The sequence below is a fragment of the Streptomyces sp. TN58 genome (assembly GCF_001941845.1).
In the GTDB taxonomy this organism is placed as follows: domain Bacteria; phylum Actinomycetota; class Actinomycetes; order Streptomycetales; family Streptomycetaceae; genus Streptomyces.
Window position 1 is genome coordinate 6,821,776 of sequence record NZ_CP018870.1, and the last position, 13,118, is coordinate 6,834,893.

General features: G+C 73.0%; 12 protein-coding genes and 2 pseudogenes. 6 read left to right on the top strand and 8 right to left on the bottom strand.

What is annotated here, in order from left to right; translation table 11 throughout:
- Nucleotides 1-3 precede the first annotated feature (3 nt).
- Nucleotides 4-1,392, bottom strand: coding sequence for an MFS transporter (locus BSL84_RS30860; RefSeq protein ID WP_075971703.1), 1,389 nt, complete (start codon nucleotides 1,390-1,392; stop codon nucleotides 4-6).
- A gap of 127 nt (nucleotides 1,393-1,519) precedes the next feature.
- On the opposite strand from BSL84_RS30860, the gene BSL84_RS30865 reads away from it, so the two are divergent.
- A complete protein-coding gene (locus BSL84_RS30865; RefSeq protein ID WP_075971704.1) occupies nucleotides 1,520-2,152 on the top strand; it encodes a helix-turn-helix domain-containing protein in 633 nt (210 codons plus the stop codon).
- A 13-nt stretch (nucleotides 2,153-2,165) separates the two neighbouring features.
- Here the strand turns inward: BSL84_RS30865 and BSL84_RS30870 are convergent.
- A pseudogene (locus BSL84_RS30870) lies at nucleotides 2,166-2,468 on the bottom strand (hydroxymethylbilane synthase); the annotation flags it as partial.
- A 108-nt stretch (nucleotides 2,469-2,576) separates the two neighbouring features.
- On the opposite strand from BSL84_RS30870, the gene BSL84_RS37690 reads away from it, so the two are divergent.
- A complete protein-coding gene (locus BSL84_RS37690) occupies nucleotides 2,577-2,885 on the top strand; it encodes a hypothetical protein (protein ID WP_075971705.1) in 309 nt (102 codons plus the stop codon).
- Between the two features lie 25 nt (nucleotides 2,886-2,910).
- Here the strand turns inward: BSL84_RS37690 and BSL84_RS30880 are convergent, their stop codons facing one another.
- The 4 genes and pseudogenes from BSL84_RS30880 to BSL84_RS30900 all read right to left on the bottom strand — a co-directional run bounded on the left by BSL84_RS30880 (nucleotide 2,911) and on the right by BSL84_RS30900 (nucleotide 6,197).
- Nucleotides 2,911-3,408, bottom strand: a complete 498-nt coding sequence (locus tag BSL84_RS30880; protein ID WP_045322242.1) for a metallophosphoesterase family protein — start codon at nucleotides 3,406-3,408, stop codon at nucleotides 2,911-2,913.
- An 89-nt stretch (nucleotides 3,409-3,497) separates the two neighbouring features.
- Nucleotides 3,498-4,327: pseudogene (locus BSL84_RS35030) on the bottom strand (IS5 family transposase).
- A 225-nt stretch (nucleotides 4,328-4,552) separates the two neighbouring features.
- A complete protein-coding gene (locus tag BSL84_RS30895) occupies nucleotides 4,553-6,001 on the bottom strand; it encodes an Asp-tRNA(Asn)/Glu-tRNA(Gln) amidotransferase GatCAB subunit A (RefSeq protein ID WP_075971706.1) in 1,449 nt (482 codons plus the stop codon).
- Nucleotides 5,988-6,197 carry a hypothetical protein gene (locus BSL84_RS30900; RefSeq protein WP_030031586.1) on the bottom strand — a complete coding sequence of 70 codons (210 nt, stop codon included), beginning with the start codon at nucleotides 6,195-6,197 and terminating at the stop codon, nucleotides 5,988-5,990. Before BSL84_RS30900 ends, BSL84_RS30895 begins: the two co-directional genes overlap by 14 nt.
- A 293-nt stretch (nucleotides 6,198-6,490) precedes the next feature.
- On the opposite strand from BSL84_RS30900, the gene BSL84_RS30905 reads away from it, so the two are divergent.
- Nucleotides 6,491-7,372 (top strand): MBL fold metallo-hydrolase, encoded by an 882-nt coding sequence (locus tag BSL84_RS30905; protein ID WP_075972326.1) that lies wholly within the window; start codon nucleotides 6,491-6,493, stop codon nucleotides 7,370-7,372.
- Here the strand turns inward: BSL84_RS30905 and BSL84_RS30910 are convergent.
- Nucleotides 7,297-7,890 (bottom strand): TetR/AcrR family transcriptional regulator, encoded by a 594-nt coding sequence (locus BSL84_RS30910; RefSeq protein ID WP_075971707.1) that lies wholly within the window; start codon nucleotides 7,888-7,890, stop codon nucleotides 7,297-7,299. The two genes, BSL84_RS30905 and BSL84_RS30910, sit on opposite strands and share 76 nt — an antisense overlap.
- Nucleotides 7,891-7,958: 68 nt before the next feature.
- A complete protein-coding gene (locus BSL84_RS30915; RefSeq protein WP_079273363.1) occupies nucleotides 7,959-9,737 on the bottom strand; it encodes a SpoIIE family protein phosphatase in 1,779 nt (592 codons plus the stop codon).
- A 224-nt stretch (nucleotides 9,738-9,961) separates the two neighbouring features.
- Here BSL84_RS30915 and BSL84_RS30920 point away from each other — a divergent pair, with 224 nt between their 5' ends.
- From BSL84_RS30920 to BSL84_RS30930, 3 genes are all read left to right on the top strand, one after another.
- On the top strand, nucleotides 9,962-10,441 hold the full coding sequence (locus BSL84_RS30920) for an MSMEG_6728 family protein (protein WP_075971709.1): 480 nt from the start codon (nucleotides 9,962-9,964) through the stop codon (nucleotides 10,439-10,441).
- Nucleotides 10,442-10,529: 88 nt separating this feature from the next.
- Nucleotides 10,530-11,714, top strand: coding sequence for a zinc-dependent alcohol dehydrogenase (locus BSL84_RS30925; RefSeq protein ID WP_030030590.1), 1,185 nt, complete (start codon nucleotides 10,530-10,532; stop codon nucleotides 11,712-11,714).
- 131 nt (nucleotides 11,715-11,845) lie between these two features.
- Entirely contained in the window at nucleotides 11,846-13,039 is a 1,194-nt protein-coding gene (locus BSL84_RS30930; protein ID WP_079273364.1) for a spore photoproduct lyase family protein, read from the top strand.
- Nucleotides 13,040-13,118 lie beyond the last annotated feature (79 nt).

Here is a 13,118-nt window from a genome sequence, read left to right on the forward strand (position 1 = left end):
GGTTCATCGCGCTTGTGGGGAGGCGGGGCCCGTCGTGGGCTCCTTCGGCCGTGCTACGTGGGCGATGAGGAAGAGCAGGACGCCACAGGTGGCGACCAGGATCCAGCCCGGGCGGGATGCGTGTGCGAGCCCCGTCGGGCTGGTGGCCATGACCAGGCCGCCGGCGAGAGCGATGCCGAGGGCGGAGCCGAGTTGCCGTGCGGTGGAGGTGATCGCCCCGGCCACGCCGGCACGGGCGGGTGGCAGTCCATTGACCGCGGTGTTGGTGATCGGGGCGTTGGCGAAGCCAAACCCGACGCCGATGAGCGAATATGCGGCCAGAAGCAGGAGCACGCTCGTGTGCGGGGTGAGCCGGACCAGGCAGAGCCCGCCGACGGTGATGAAACCGCCGGCAAGGAGCAGCGGCAGCCGCGGTCCCGTGCGGCCGACCATGCGGCCGGACCAGGGGGCGCAGACGGTCGCTCCGACGGCCAAGGGCAAGGTCGCCACGCCGGCGGCCAGCGGCGTCCATCCGCGGGTGTGCTGCAGGTAGAGGGTGTTCAGCAGCAGCGTCATGTTCAGGGCGACGAAGACCGCCACCGCGCCCACGACGGCACCGCTGAAGACCGGGCGCCCGAAGAGCCGCAGATCCATCAGCGGCTCACGTCGGCGGGACTCGACCCACACGAATCCGGCTGTCGCCACGGCAGCCCATGCGTATCCCGCCAGCGCCGCAGGCGACGTCCAGCCGATGCGCGGCCCTTCGATCAGGACGCCGACCACAACTGCGAGGACCATGGTCAGCAGGACCTGGCCGGGCAGGTCGAGCCGCCGGGCCCGCTGTGCCCGGGACTCCGGCACGAACACCGCACTGAGCAGCAGAGCGGCCGCGATGACGGGTGCGTTGATCCAGAACAGCGCCCGCCAGTCGAGCCCTGCGAGCAGCGCGCCGCCCGTGACGGGTCCGGCGGCCATGCTCAGCCCGAACACTGACGCCCAGATGCCGATCGCCTGCGCCCGTTCCTTCGGGTCCGGCATCGCGTTCACCACGATCGCGAGCCCCACGGGGCTGAGCATCGAGGCGCCGATGCCCTGCAGGGCGCGGGCCGCGATGAGTACGCCCGCCGACGGGGCGAGCGCGCAGACCAGTGAGGCCGCGCCGAACACGACCAGCCCGCACTGGAACACCCGGCGGCGTCCGAAGCGATCCGCCAGTGCGCCGGAGGAAATCAGAAGACTGGCCAGGACGAGGGTGTAGGCGTCCACGATCCATTCGAGACCGCGCGTGTCGACATCCAGGCCGCGCCCGATGGCCGGCAGACCCACATTGACGATGGTGGTGTCCAGGCCCACCAGGAACATGCTCAGGCAGCAGACGGCCAGTACCGTCCAGCGTCTGCGCGCACTCAGCATGGGTTGAACAGGGTGTGTTGTCGCGGTCACGGTCTACCTCTGATGTTCGGGAAACAGTGCCCGGCAAGGCTCGGCCCGGGCGACGGCCGCAGCCCATCAATTTTGCGAACACTGCAAAATTGGATCCATGAACACAGGATCCACTGACGCGGAGCTGGAGCAGATTCTCGATGGCATCGGGCCCCGGCTGCGCAGGCTGCGCAGGGAACGGGGACTCACGCTGGAGGCACTCGCGGCCACGACCGGGATCTCGGTCAGCACACTGTCCCGGGTGGAATCAGGCAGGCGGCGCCCGACTCTGGACCTGCTCATCCCCCTGGCACGGGCGCACCACGTCGCACTCGACCAGCTGGTGGCGGCGCCGGCCAGCGGTGACCCTCGGGTGCACCTCCGGCCCCTGCACAAGGAGCGCGGGAGCGTCCTCGTGCCCCTGACGCAGTACCCGGGCCGAGTGCAGGTCTTCAAGCAGGTACTGGCACCCCGCCAGCCGGAACTGGTCACACATGAGGGCTACGAATGGCTCTACGTCCTCGCCGGTCGGCTACGCCTCATCCTCGGGGCGCGGGACTTCACGCTGCGGCCCGGCGAAGTGGCCGAGTTCGACACCACCGAGCCACACTGGTTCGGCCCCGCGGACACGAGCGCCGTGGAGATCCTGCACCTGTTCGGTCCGCGAGGAGACCAAGCCATCGTCCGCGCCGGACCGTCCAAAACCGATCCCGCCCCGCCGACCGCCCCAAACCCACCGTCGACAACGTGATGACCCGCAACATTTAGTGGGGGATGGTGTCGATGACTTCGCGGGCGCCCTGGCGCAGGAGTGCGACGGCGACGGAGGTGCCGAGGGTGGCGGGGTCGAGGCGGCCGGCCCACTCGTGGGTGTTGGGGACGACCTTGCCGGCGGGGGTGAACACCGAGGCCCGCAGGGAGAGGTCGCCGCTGCGTTCGGCGCGTGCGTAGCCGGCGATGGGGCTGTTGCAGTGGCCCTGGGGGACAGGCAGGAGCATGCGTTCGGCGAGGGTTTCGCGGTGGGTGTCGGGGTGGTCGAGGGCGCTGACGATGTCGATGAGATCCGCAGCCGCGGGCCGGCCTCCGGGCCCGGGGCGGCCGGCGGCACCGGGTCCGCCGCGCGGATGCGCGGGCCCCGTCCAGGGGCGACCAGGCCGCAGTCGAAGGCGTGGACGATGGCAGGCGGCGCGGTCGCGCAGGCCGAGCTGGGCGAGGATCCGCGCGAGGTGTCCGGCCACGGCGTCCTCCGGGAGGGCCAGGGCTGCGGCGATCTCGTCGTCCCGCAGCCCGCAGCCCGCAGCCCGCAGCCGACCGCGGACAGCACCCGGCGTTCGAAGTGCCCGGGTACGGTGCCGGCCGGGCGGCGGTCATCGGCGGCGGACGTCGGCATCGCGGCTCCCCGGGATCCTGGCTGGTCGGTCTGCGGGCGCCGACAAGCCAGCCACGGCAGCGCCGGGCAGGACATCCGGAACGATCCGGAGTGACCCCCGTGCCCGGACCTGCGGGGCCTCACACGGTCAGGCGGTGGAGGACGACGTCGTTCAGGGCGCCGTCCTCGGCGGTGAGGGTCAGATACGTGTGGTGGGGTTGGCGCCGCCGGTCGGTCGGGGAGCCGGGGTTGAGCAGGCGCAGCCCGCCAGGGGCGGTGGAGTCCCAGGGGATGTGGCTGTGCCCGAACACCAGGACGTCCGTGTCGGGGAAGAGCGCGGCGCAGCGGCGTTCGCGACCGGCGGCCGGCCCGGTCTCGTGGACGACGGCGAAGCGCAGGCCGCCGAGTTCGGCGCGGGCGACCTCGGGCAGCCTGCGGCGCAGGGCGGGCCCGTCGTTGTTGCCGTACACGGCGATCAGGCGCCGCGACGCCGACTCCAGTACGTCGAGGGTGGCCTCGTCGGTCCAGTCCCCGGCGTGGATCACCGCGTCGGCCTCGCCGGCGGCCCGCAACAGGCCTTCCGGGAGGCGCTTGGCGCGCGAGGGCACGTGGGTGTCCGAGGTCAGCAGCAGCCGCATGGGCCCACCATAGGGCGCTTCGGGAGTTCCGTCCGGCTCGCGGCGGTGGGGCGTGGCGCCAGGCGCCGCTAGGAGTTGTCGTCAAAGTGTCACGCCCACATCAGGAGCGACGCGAGGGTGACGGCTGCTTGGTAGGACTGGGCGGTCTTGTCGTACCTGGTCGCGATGCCGCGCCACTGCTTGAGCCGGTTGAAGCACCGTTCCACCACGTTGCGGCGCTTGTAGACCTGTTTGTCGAAGGCCGGCGGCCTGCCTCCCCGGCCGCCTCGCCGGGTCCGGTTGCGGACCTGGTCGGACCGTTCAGGGATCGTGTGCGTGACGCCGCGCCGCCGCAGCCAAGTACGGATGGCCTTCGAGCTGTAGCCCTTGTCGCCGATGACGTGGTCGGGCCTGATGCGCGGTCGACCCGGCCCGATCCGGGGCACCCGTATCGCGTCCATCACGGCGGTGAACTGGGTGCAGTCGTTGGTGTTCCCGCCGGTCAGGACGAACGCGAGGGGGCGGCCCGCCCCATCGCAGGCCAGGTGAATCTTGCTGGTCAGTCCGCCGCGGGACCGGCCGAGGGCCGGGCTGCGGAGCCCCCTTTTCGGGCTCCGGCCGCGTGCTGGTGGGCACGGACAACGGTGGAGTCCACCGACACCAGCCACTCGATGTCGCCTGCCGCGTCCGCTTGCGCCTGCGCGGCCTGGAGCATCCGCTCGAAGGTTCCGTCCGCCGCCCACCTGCGGAAACGGGTGTGGAGGCTGGCCCACGACCCGTACCGGTCGGGCACGTCCCGCCAGGCGACCCCGGTCCGGAACTTCCACACGATCCCGTTCAGGATCGTCCGGTCGTCCAGCCGCGGCCGCCCCAACACGGGCCGAGGCAGCAACGGCTGCACGAGTTCCCACTCAGCGTCCGACAGTTCATGGCGACGTATCACCCAACCATGATCCACAATGCAGGATCACTTTGACGACAGGCCCTAGTGCTGTGGCCGGGAAGGTTTGTCGGGGCGCGGTGTCTGGCGCGGTGCCTCGCAAGGCGGAGGGTCATCCGCGTACCGGTCGTATGCCGACGATCCCGGCAACGCGGCGAGGTGCCGTGCCGGGCGCCGCGAGCCGGACGGGACGTTCGCGACACGCCCCAGCACCCCGGGCCGCGGTTACCGGGCTCGCTCGCTCCGAGCCCGAGTACGGGCCGTGCGGTCGCGGTAGGGGACCGCCGGGGCCGGGCCGATGGAGGGGGCCGTCCGCTCGTAGGCGTGGCCGGCGCGCAGCACGGCCGCCTCGCCGAAGGGCCTCCCCATGAGCTGCATGCCGATCGGCAGCCCCTGCGGGTCCAGGCCGACCGGGACGGTCAGCGACGGCACCCCCGTCACGTCGGCCGGGGCCGACAGCCGCACGTACGCGTCGGAGACGCTCTCCACCGTGCCGTCGCCCCAGGTCACCGTGGCCTGCCCGGCCTCCACGGCCGTCATCGGCACGGTGGGCGCGGCGATCACGTCGACCGCGTCCAGGTCCGTCATGTCCGTCCACGCCTGCCGCAGGAGCGTACGGGCGCGCTGCGCACGCAGGTGGTCCCCGGCGGTCATCAGCTCGCCGGCCTCCAGCAGGACCCGTACGTCCGCCGAGTAGAGGCCGGGTACCGCCCGCAGCGTCCGCTCGTGGTACGCCGTCGCCTCGGGCACCATCAGCCCCCACTGGATCGCCCGGATGTAGCGCGTCATCGGGATCGTGACGTCGACGAGGCGTGCGCCGAGGTCTTCCAGCCGGGCGATCGCACCCCGTACCGCGGCCTCGACGTCCGGGTGGACGTGGTCGAAGTAGTAGTTGCCCGGCACGCCGACCCGAAGTCCCGTCAGGTCCGTGCCAGGACCGGGCCGGTAGTCGCCGGGCGGCGCCGCGACGGACGCCGGGTCGCGCGGGTCGCGGCCCACCAGCCGGGCCAGGACCAGGGCGGCGTCCTCCACGGTCCGGGTGAGGGGCCCGACATGGTCGAGGGACCAGGACAGCGAGGTCACACCGTGCCGGGGGACCAGCCCGTAGGTGGGCTTGAGGCCGACGATCCCGTTCAGGGCGGCGGGCACCCGGATCGATCCGCCGGTGTCGGTCCCCAGCGCGAACGTCGCCGCGCGGGCCGCGACCGCGACGGCCGAGCCGCCGCTGGATCCGCCGGCCACCCGGCGCGGGTCCCAGGCGTTGCCGGTCTGGGGGGTGGTGAGGCCGTAGGCGAACTCGTGGGTGTGGGTCTTGCCGACGAACACCGCCCCGGCCGCGGAGAGCCGTGCGGCGACCGTGCTGTCGGCCGGCGCCCGGTGCCCCGCGCGGACCCGGGAACTCGCGGAGGTGGCCGTACCGGCCACGTCGATCAGGTCCTTCAGGCCCGCGGGTATGCCGTGGAGGGGGCTGCGGGCCCCGCCCGCGGCGATGTCGGCGGCCGCGCGCCGCGCCGTACTCCGCGCCCGGTCCGCCGTCACCGAGACATAGGGGCCCAGGCTGGGCTGCACCTCCTCGATGCGCTCCAGTACCGAGTCCACCAGCTCGACCGGCGACAGCCGGCGCGTCCGGACCGCCTCGGCGGCGTCAGCCACGGTCAGTTCATACGGCTGCATCGTGCTGCCCCTCTCCCGCGCGGTACGCGGCGGACGGCGGCGTGTCCCCGAAGTCGAGTTCCCGCAGGACGGACACGACGGAGTGGATGTGGGCGGCGGTGACGGCCACTTCGGCGTGGCGTTCGGGCGCCAGGGCGAGGCCGGAGCGTGCGGCCCAGCGGGCCGCCTCCTCGGGGGTGAGGTCGTCGGCGGACACAGGTGTCCTTCCTGAACGGGTCGAGGGGGAAGGGGCGGTGGACGTTCACCGCAACTAAAAGCTAACAGATTGCGTTAGTGGCGGGCGGGGGTCTAGGGTTCCAAAAAGCGAATCAATTGCTTTTAGGTGGGGTTCTCGCCCCCTCTGACGCAGGAAGGCCTCCCGTGCACGCAGTGCCGCCCGCCCCCGCTTCCGCCTCCGCTTCCGCCCCCGCTTCCCCTTCCGTCCCCGCTTCCGTCCCCGCGCCCGTTTCCGTCCCGTCCTGGACGGTCGGCTCCGTCGCCGTCCACCGCATCGACGAAGTCCCCCTGCCACCGCAGACCGGCTCCTGGCTCCTGCCCGCCGCCACCGCCGGCGTCGTGCGCGAACACGGCTGGCTGCGCCCCGACTTCGCCGATCGCGACGGAGTCCTGCGCCTGGACAGCCACAGCTTCGCGATGGTCGTGGACGGCCTGCGCGTCCTCGTCGACACGGGGATCGGCAACGGCAAGACCCGGGCCAACCCGGCGTGGCACGGCCTGCGCACCGACTACCTCGAACGGCTGACGCTGGCGGGATTCCCGCCGGAGTCGGTCGACCTGGTCCTGCTGACCCACCTGCACACCGACCACGTCGGCTGGAACACCCGCCAGGTCGCAGGCAGTTGGGTACCGACCTTCCCCAACGCCCGCTACCTCACCTCGAAGGCGGAGTACGACTTCTGGGCGGACCACGCCATGGACGACGCCCGAGCGGCCGTCTTCCGCGACTCCGTGCACCCGGTGGAGGAGGCGGGCCTGCTCGAAGCGGTCGACGTACCGGCCGGAGGCCTCACCCTGGCCGCCGGCCTGGAGCTGGTACCGGCGCCCGGGCACACGCCGGGCCACACGGCCGTCCGGGTGACCGGCGGCGGCGCCACGGCGCTGATCACCGGGGACTGCATTCACCACCCCGTACAGCTGGCGCACCCGGAGATCGGCAGCTGCGTCGACATCGACCCCGCTCGGGCCGAGGCGACCCGCCGATCCGTGCTCGCCTCGCTCGCCGGGACGGGCACGCTCCTCCTCGGTACGCACTTCCCCCCGCCGACCGCCGGCCGCGTGGTCGCCGACGGCGACGCCTACCGGCTGGAAGCCGTCCCCGGCGGGGCCGCGGCGAAGCCGTCCAGGAACTCGTCCACGAGCCCGCACGCGTAGTCGGCGGTGAGGCCGCCGGGGCGGAAGAGGATGCGGTACATGATCGGCGCCACGACCCGGTCCAGCACCGGCTCGACCCCCGGCGCGTCCTCGCCGCGCTCCGCCGCCCGGGCGAGTACGACGCCGATCTGCTCCGCGGCGTACTGCGAGCACCGCGTGGCGTTGTCGCCGTCGGGGGCCCCGAGGAGGGCGTCGCGGATGTAGGCGCGGCCGACCGGGGACGCCATCTCCTCGACGAACTGCTCGGCCCAGCCGCGCAGGTCCACGGCCAGGCTGCCGTGGTCGCGCGGCGGAGCGTCCGGCCGCAGGCGCTCCACGGCGACGTCCGACAGCAGCGCCTGCAGATCGCCCCAGCGCCGGTAGACCGTCGACGGGGTGACGCCGGCGCGCGCCGCGATCAGCGGGACGGTCAGCTCCGCGCGGCCCAGCTCCGCCTGGAGCTCGCGCACCGCGGTGTGCACCGCCTCCTGCACGCGCGCGCTGCGCCCGCCCGGGCGGACCATCGGTTTGCGACTCATGGCGGCAGCCTAAAGCAACGTTCTTGCTTTACGAGGCCGGAGGGACTCCCCGAAGCGAACGCCTGGCGTCAGCTCTTCGAGGCCCGGGCCCGGTCAGGAGCGCCGACGCGGACCGCGAACAGGACGGCGTCGTCGCGGGCGTCCTGGGAGGCGACGGTGTCCATGAGGGACCGCAGCAGCGCGTCGAGCGGAACGTCCGGGGCGGCGGTGGCGAGCCGGTGGGCGAGCCGGTCGACGTCGTCCTCGATGTCCCCGCCCGGTCGTTCCACCAGCCCGTCGGTGTACAGCAGGAGGGTGCTGCCCGGGGCCAGGGAGCGGCTGTCGCAGGTGCGGGGCCCCGGCTCCAGGGCGTGGTGCAGCAGCACGTCGTGTTCCGTGAGGGCTTCCATGGTGCCGTCCGCCCCGACCAGGAGCGGGGCGGGGTGGCCCGCGTTGCTCCACCTCAGCTGCCAGCTGCCGTCGCCCGCCGGAGTGAGATGGGCGTGCACGGCGGTGCCGCTCGCCGGGAGGCGCAGTCGCCGGCAGGCCCGTTCGAGCGCGCCGAGGGCCTGCTCCGGGCCGTCGCCCGGATGGTCGTGATCGGCCTGCCGCAGCATGCTGCGGACCTGGCCCATGAGGGCGGCGGCCCGCATGTCGTGCCCGGTGATGTCGCCGACCGTCAGCGCCAGCGCGCCCGCCGCGTTCGTGCCCGGTGCCACCGGCAGGGGGTAGGCGTCATACCAGTCGCCGCCCACCATGTCGTCCTGCGCGGCCGGCCGGTAGAGGGCGGAGAGCTCCAGGCCGGGTACGTCGGGGAGCTCGGTGAGCATGGCCCGCTGCAACTGCCGGGCGACGGTGACGCGTTCGTCCAGGTGCAGGGCGCGCTCGACCGCCTGGGCGGTGTACCCGGCGAGTGTGGTCAGGACCGCCCGCTCGTCCACGCCGATCCCGTACGGGGTGTCCCAGCCCAGGACCAGCGCCCCCAGGGTGCCGCGCGTGCCGCGCAGGGGCAGGCAGGCGGCGGTGCCGTGGTCGAGGGTGTCGAACGCCGGGGTTGCCAGGGGGAGGCCGGGGGCCGTGTCGGCGCCTTCACCCTCCCACGGTGCCTGGACCACGATCATCCGGTTCTCCCGCACCGCCCGGGCGACCGGCCAGTCCGAACCGAGGGGAAAGGCCTCGGCGCGGCCCCCGCCCGTCCCGCCGTCCTCGCCCGCCCCGCCGGTCGAGGCGAAGGCGTCGTCGACGGGATGCAGGACGTGGTGGAGCATCCCCCGCCGCACCAGGACCAGGTCGATGAGGGCCGGCTTGAGGTCCCCGCTGACCACGTCCCCGACCCGCTGGCGGACGTCCGCCAGGCCGCTGGTGTCGGCCAGGTCCTCGGACGCCCGCAGGAGCAGCTCGGACCGGTTCAGCAGGGCGTGCACGCGGGTCGCCTCGCCGGCCGCCGCGTGCGCCGCGTCCTCCGCCGCCTCGCGGGCCTGACGGACGATCTCGGAGCGGGTCCGCATCCGCATCTGCGCGCTGCACGCGGCGGCGATGTCCGACAGGTCCCGTACGTCGTCCTCGCTCCACTCCCGCAGGCCGTGGTCCGTGACGGCGAGGACGCCCAGGACCTCGCCGGAACCCCCCACCAGCGGGACGCCCGCGAACGCGAAGGTCGTGCCGCCGCCGTCGTCGGCATGTGGCAGGAAGCGGGGCCGCCCGTCCTGTGCGACCCGGCGGCAGCACACCAGCACGCCCGGATCGGGGCTCGTACCGGGCGGCCAGCACTCCGGGACCGCGCCGGCGGCCTCTGCGGAAGGCTCCAGCCAGACGACCCCGAGCGGTACCGCCAGAAGCCGCGTGGCGAGCCGGGCGAACCGATTCAACCCGTTTCCTTTCCTACCGGGTCGCACCCGCACTGGTGCTCCCATCGTATGGGTGCCCCGCCGATCACGCCGATCACGCACCGGGTCCGCGGCGCGGGAGCGGCGCGGGCGCGGTTTCGGGAGGCGCCCAGGAGGGCAGGCGCCCGGCGGGTCGAAGCCGCCGGCACCGGTGGCCGGCGCACCGACCGCGAGGACCCGCCACGCACCACCGGGGAGGAGAACCCTTGCAGACCTTTCTCCCGTACGCGTCGTTCCGGGCCTCGGCAGCCGTGCTCGACACCCGGCGGCTCGGCAAGCAGCGCGTCGAGGCACTCCAGGTGCTGCGCGGCCTGATCGTTCCGGGCTACGGATGGCGCCGCCACCCGGCCGCACGCATGTGGACCGGCTACGAGGAGGCCCTCGTACGGTACGGGCTGGACGTCTGCGGGACCTGGACCGCCGAGGGGCGCGCCGACACCTGCGCCGCCACCCTCGTCCGGGACTTCCGGGCCTGGCTCCCGGGCGGGGAGCCCAGGACACAGCGGCAGCTGGCCGCAGACGGCGACCTCCCGCCCTGGCTCGGCGCCCCGGACTTCCACCGCAGCCACCAGTCCGCCCTGGTCCGCAAGGACCCCGACTTCTACCGCCCGCACTTCCCCGGGGTCGCGGACGACCTGCCCTACGTCTGGCCCGACTCCGACCGCGCGCCGGGGCGGGCGGCGTGAGGTGACCGGGCCGCGCCCGGTTCCTCCGGAGCAATGCGGGCAGGCGCCTGGTGCACGGAGAAATCCCCGGGGGTGAGGAGGAGGCGTCATGAGGGCTCTGACATGGCAGGGCAAGCGGGACGTACGCGTCGACACCGTGCCCGACCCCGCCATCCGCGACGGCGACGACATCATCGTCAAGATCACGACGACCGGCCTGTGCGGATCCGATCTGCACCTGTACGAGGTCCTCGGCGCCTTCATCGACCCCGGTGACATCCTCGGCCACGAACCGATGGGCGTCGTCGCGGAGGCGGGAGCGGACGTCACCGCCCTCAAACCGGGTGACCGGGTCGTCGTCCCCTTCAACATCTCCTGCGGGACGTGCCACATGTGCACCCGCGGACTCCACTCGCAGTGCGAGACGACACAGGTCCGCGAGCACGGGACAGGCGCCTCCCTCTTCGGCTACACGAAGCTCTACGGCCAGGTGCCGGGCGGCCAGGCCGAGTACCTGCGGGTGCCCTTCGCCAACGCCCTGCCCGTCAAGGTCCCGGACGGGCCGCCCGACGAACGCTTCGTGTACCTCTCGGACGTCCTGCCGACCGCCTGGCAGGCCGTCGAGTACGCCGGCGTACCGCCGGGCGGCAGCGTCGCCGTACTGGGCCTGGGGCCGATCGGCGACATGAGCTGCCGCATCGCCGCCCACCGCGGCGCCGACACCGTCATCGGCGTCGACCTCGTACCGGAACGCCTGGACCGTGCCCGCCGCCGCGGTGTCCACGCCCTGGACGTCCGGCAGGGCGCCGACGACCTCGCGGACGCCGTGCGCGAACTCACCGGCGGCCGCGGCCCCGACGCCGTGATCGACGCGGTCGGGATGGAAGCCCACGGCAGCCGCGTCGCGGCGGCCGTCCAGGGCGCGACCACACTCCTGCCGGACGCCCTGGCCGGCGCACTGATGAAACGCGTCGGGATCGACCGGCTCGCCGCGCTCCACACCGCGATCGACCTCGTCCGCCGCGGCGGCACCGTCTCCGTGTCGGGCGTGTACGGTGGCGCCGCCGACCCGATGCCCCTGCTGACGATGTTCGACAAACAGCTCACGCTGCGCATGGGACAGGCCAACGTGCGGCGCTGGGTCGATGACATCCTGCCGCTGCTCACCGACCAGGATCCGCTGGGCGTGGAGGACTTCGCGACCCACCGGCTGCCGCTGGAGGAGGCACCCGACGCGTACGAGATGTTCAGCAAGAAGGAGGACGGCGCCGTCAAGGTGCTCTTCACGCCATGACCGCTCCGGAGCGTGTCCGGGCCGGCCGGCCGGCCGCCGTCCCGGGCCCGCCTCCGGCAGCGCACGCCGCACGCCCCACGCATCCCCGGCGCCCCGCGGGGACAGCCGCCGAACACACGCAGGAGGCGCACATGCCGGCCCAGCCACCCGCCGGCCGCCCCGGTGACGGGGGCCAGGACGCCCTGTTCGGTCCGGAGGACATCGACACCGGGCAGATGCCCGGTGCGCGGACGCACGCCGGACCGCTCTTCCGGGACTCCCCGACCGCGCGCCGGCTGCTGTCCGTACGGGAGATCTACGCCGAACCCGCGGCCGCGGCCTCACCGCGGGGCAGGCAGGTCCTCGCGCGCTACCCCGACGCAGAGGTCGTCCCCGTCGCCTCGCACTGGCGGATCCCGGACCTGCACGGCAACGAGGGGAACGTCGACCGCTGGGTCCGGATCAAGACCGAGACCCTGGTCCTGGGGGAGAAGAAGACACTCACCACCCGGCCCAACGGCCGCTCCGCGGACTGGATCGCCCCCGGCCCGGCCAACGGCTGCGCCATGGCCTGCGCCTACTGTTACGTCCCCCGCCGCAAGGGGTACGCCAACCCGATCACCGTCTTCACCAACATCGAACGCACCATCGCCCACCTCTCCCGGCACGTCGCGCGCCTCGGCCCCAAGCCGGAGGCCAACCAGTGCGATCCGACCGCCTGGGTCTACGACATCGGCGAGAACAGCGACTGCTCCGCCGATGCCCTGATCAGCGACAACGTGGCCGACCTGGTGCATGCCTTCGCGCTGTGGCCCACCGCCAAGGCGTCCTTCGCCACCAAGTTCGTCAACCCCGACCTGCTCCTCCTGAACCCCCGCGGCCGGACCCGTGTGCGGTTCTCCCTCATGCCGCAGAGCGACTCCACGCTGCTCGACATCCGCACCAGCCCGGTGGAGAGCCGTATCGCCGCGGCCGGAGACTTCCTGGAGGCGGGCTACGAGGTCCACTTCAACCTCTCGCCGGTGGTCCTGCGCCCGGGCTGGGAACGGGACTGGTCCCTCCTGCTCCGGCACATGGACGACGTGCTGCCGGCCCGGGTGAAGGACCAGGCGGCCGCCGAAGTGATCATGCTGACGCACAACGAGGACCTGCACGACCTCAATCTCCGCTGGCACCCGCGCGCGGAGGACGTCCTTTGGCGCCCCGGCATCCAACAGCCGAAGACCTCGCAGAACGGCAGTCGGAACGTCCGCTACCGCAACGGGGTGAAGGCCGAGGCCGTCGCGGCGATGCGCGCACTCGCCGCCGCGAACGCGCCGTGGCTGCGGATCCGGTACGCCTTCTGACCGTTGAGGGCATGTCGAGAGTATTGACATGAATTGAACGCAGCCAGACGCTGAGAGCGCTCTCACGATTCAACAGATC

Coding starts and splice junctions, on each gene's coding strand:
- BSL84_RS30860 (WP_075971703.1), bottom strand. CDS start 1,392: ATGCTGAGTGCGCGCAGACGCTGGACGGTACTGGCCGTCTGCTGCCTG.
- BSL84_RS37690 (WP_075971705.1), top strand. CDS start 2,577: ATGGCAGGCGGCGCGGTCGCGCAGGCCGAGCTGGGCGAGGATCCGCGC.
- BSL84_RS30925 (WP_030030590.1), top strand. CDS start 10,530: ATGAGGGCTCTGACATGGCAGGGCAAGCGGGACGTACGCGTCGACACC.
- BSL84_RS30895 (WP_075971706.1), bottom strand. CDS start 6,001: ATGCAGCCGTATGAACTGACCGTGGCTGACGCCGCCGAGGCGGTCCGG.
- BSL84_RS30910 (WP_075971707.1), bottom strand. CDS start 7,890: ATGAGTCGCAAACCGATGGTCCGCCCGGGCGGGCGCAGCGCGCGCGTG.
- BSL84_RS30865 (WP_075971704.1), top strand. CDS start 1,520: ATGAACACAGGATCCACTGACGCGGAGCTGGAGCAGATTCTCGATGGC.
- BSL84_RS30880 (WP_045322242.1), bottom strand. CDS start 3,408: ATGCGGCTGCTGCTGACCTCGGACACCCACGTGCCCTCGCGCGCCAAG.
- BSL84_RS30930 (WP_079273364.1), top strand. CDS start 11,846: ATGCCGGCCCAGCCACCCGCCGGCCGCCCCGGTGACGGGGGCCAGGAC.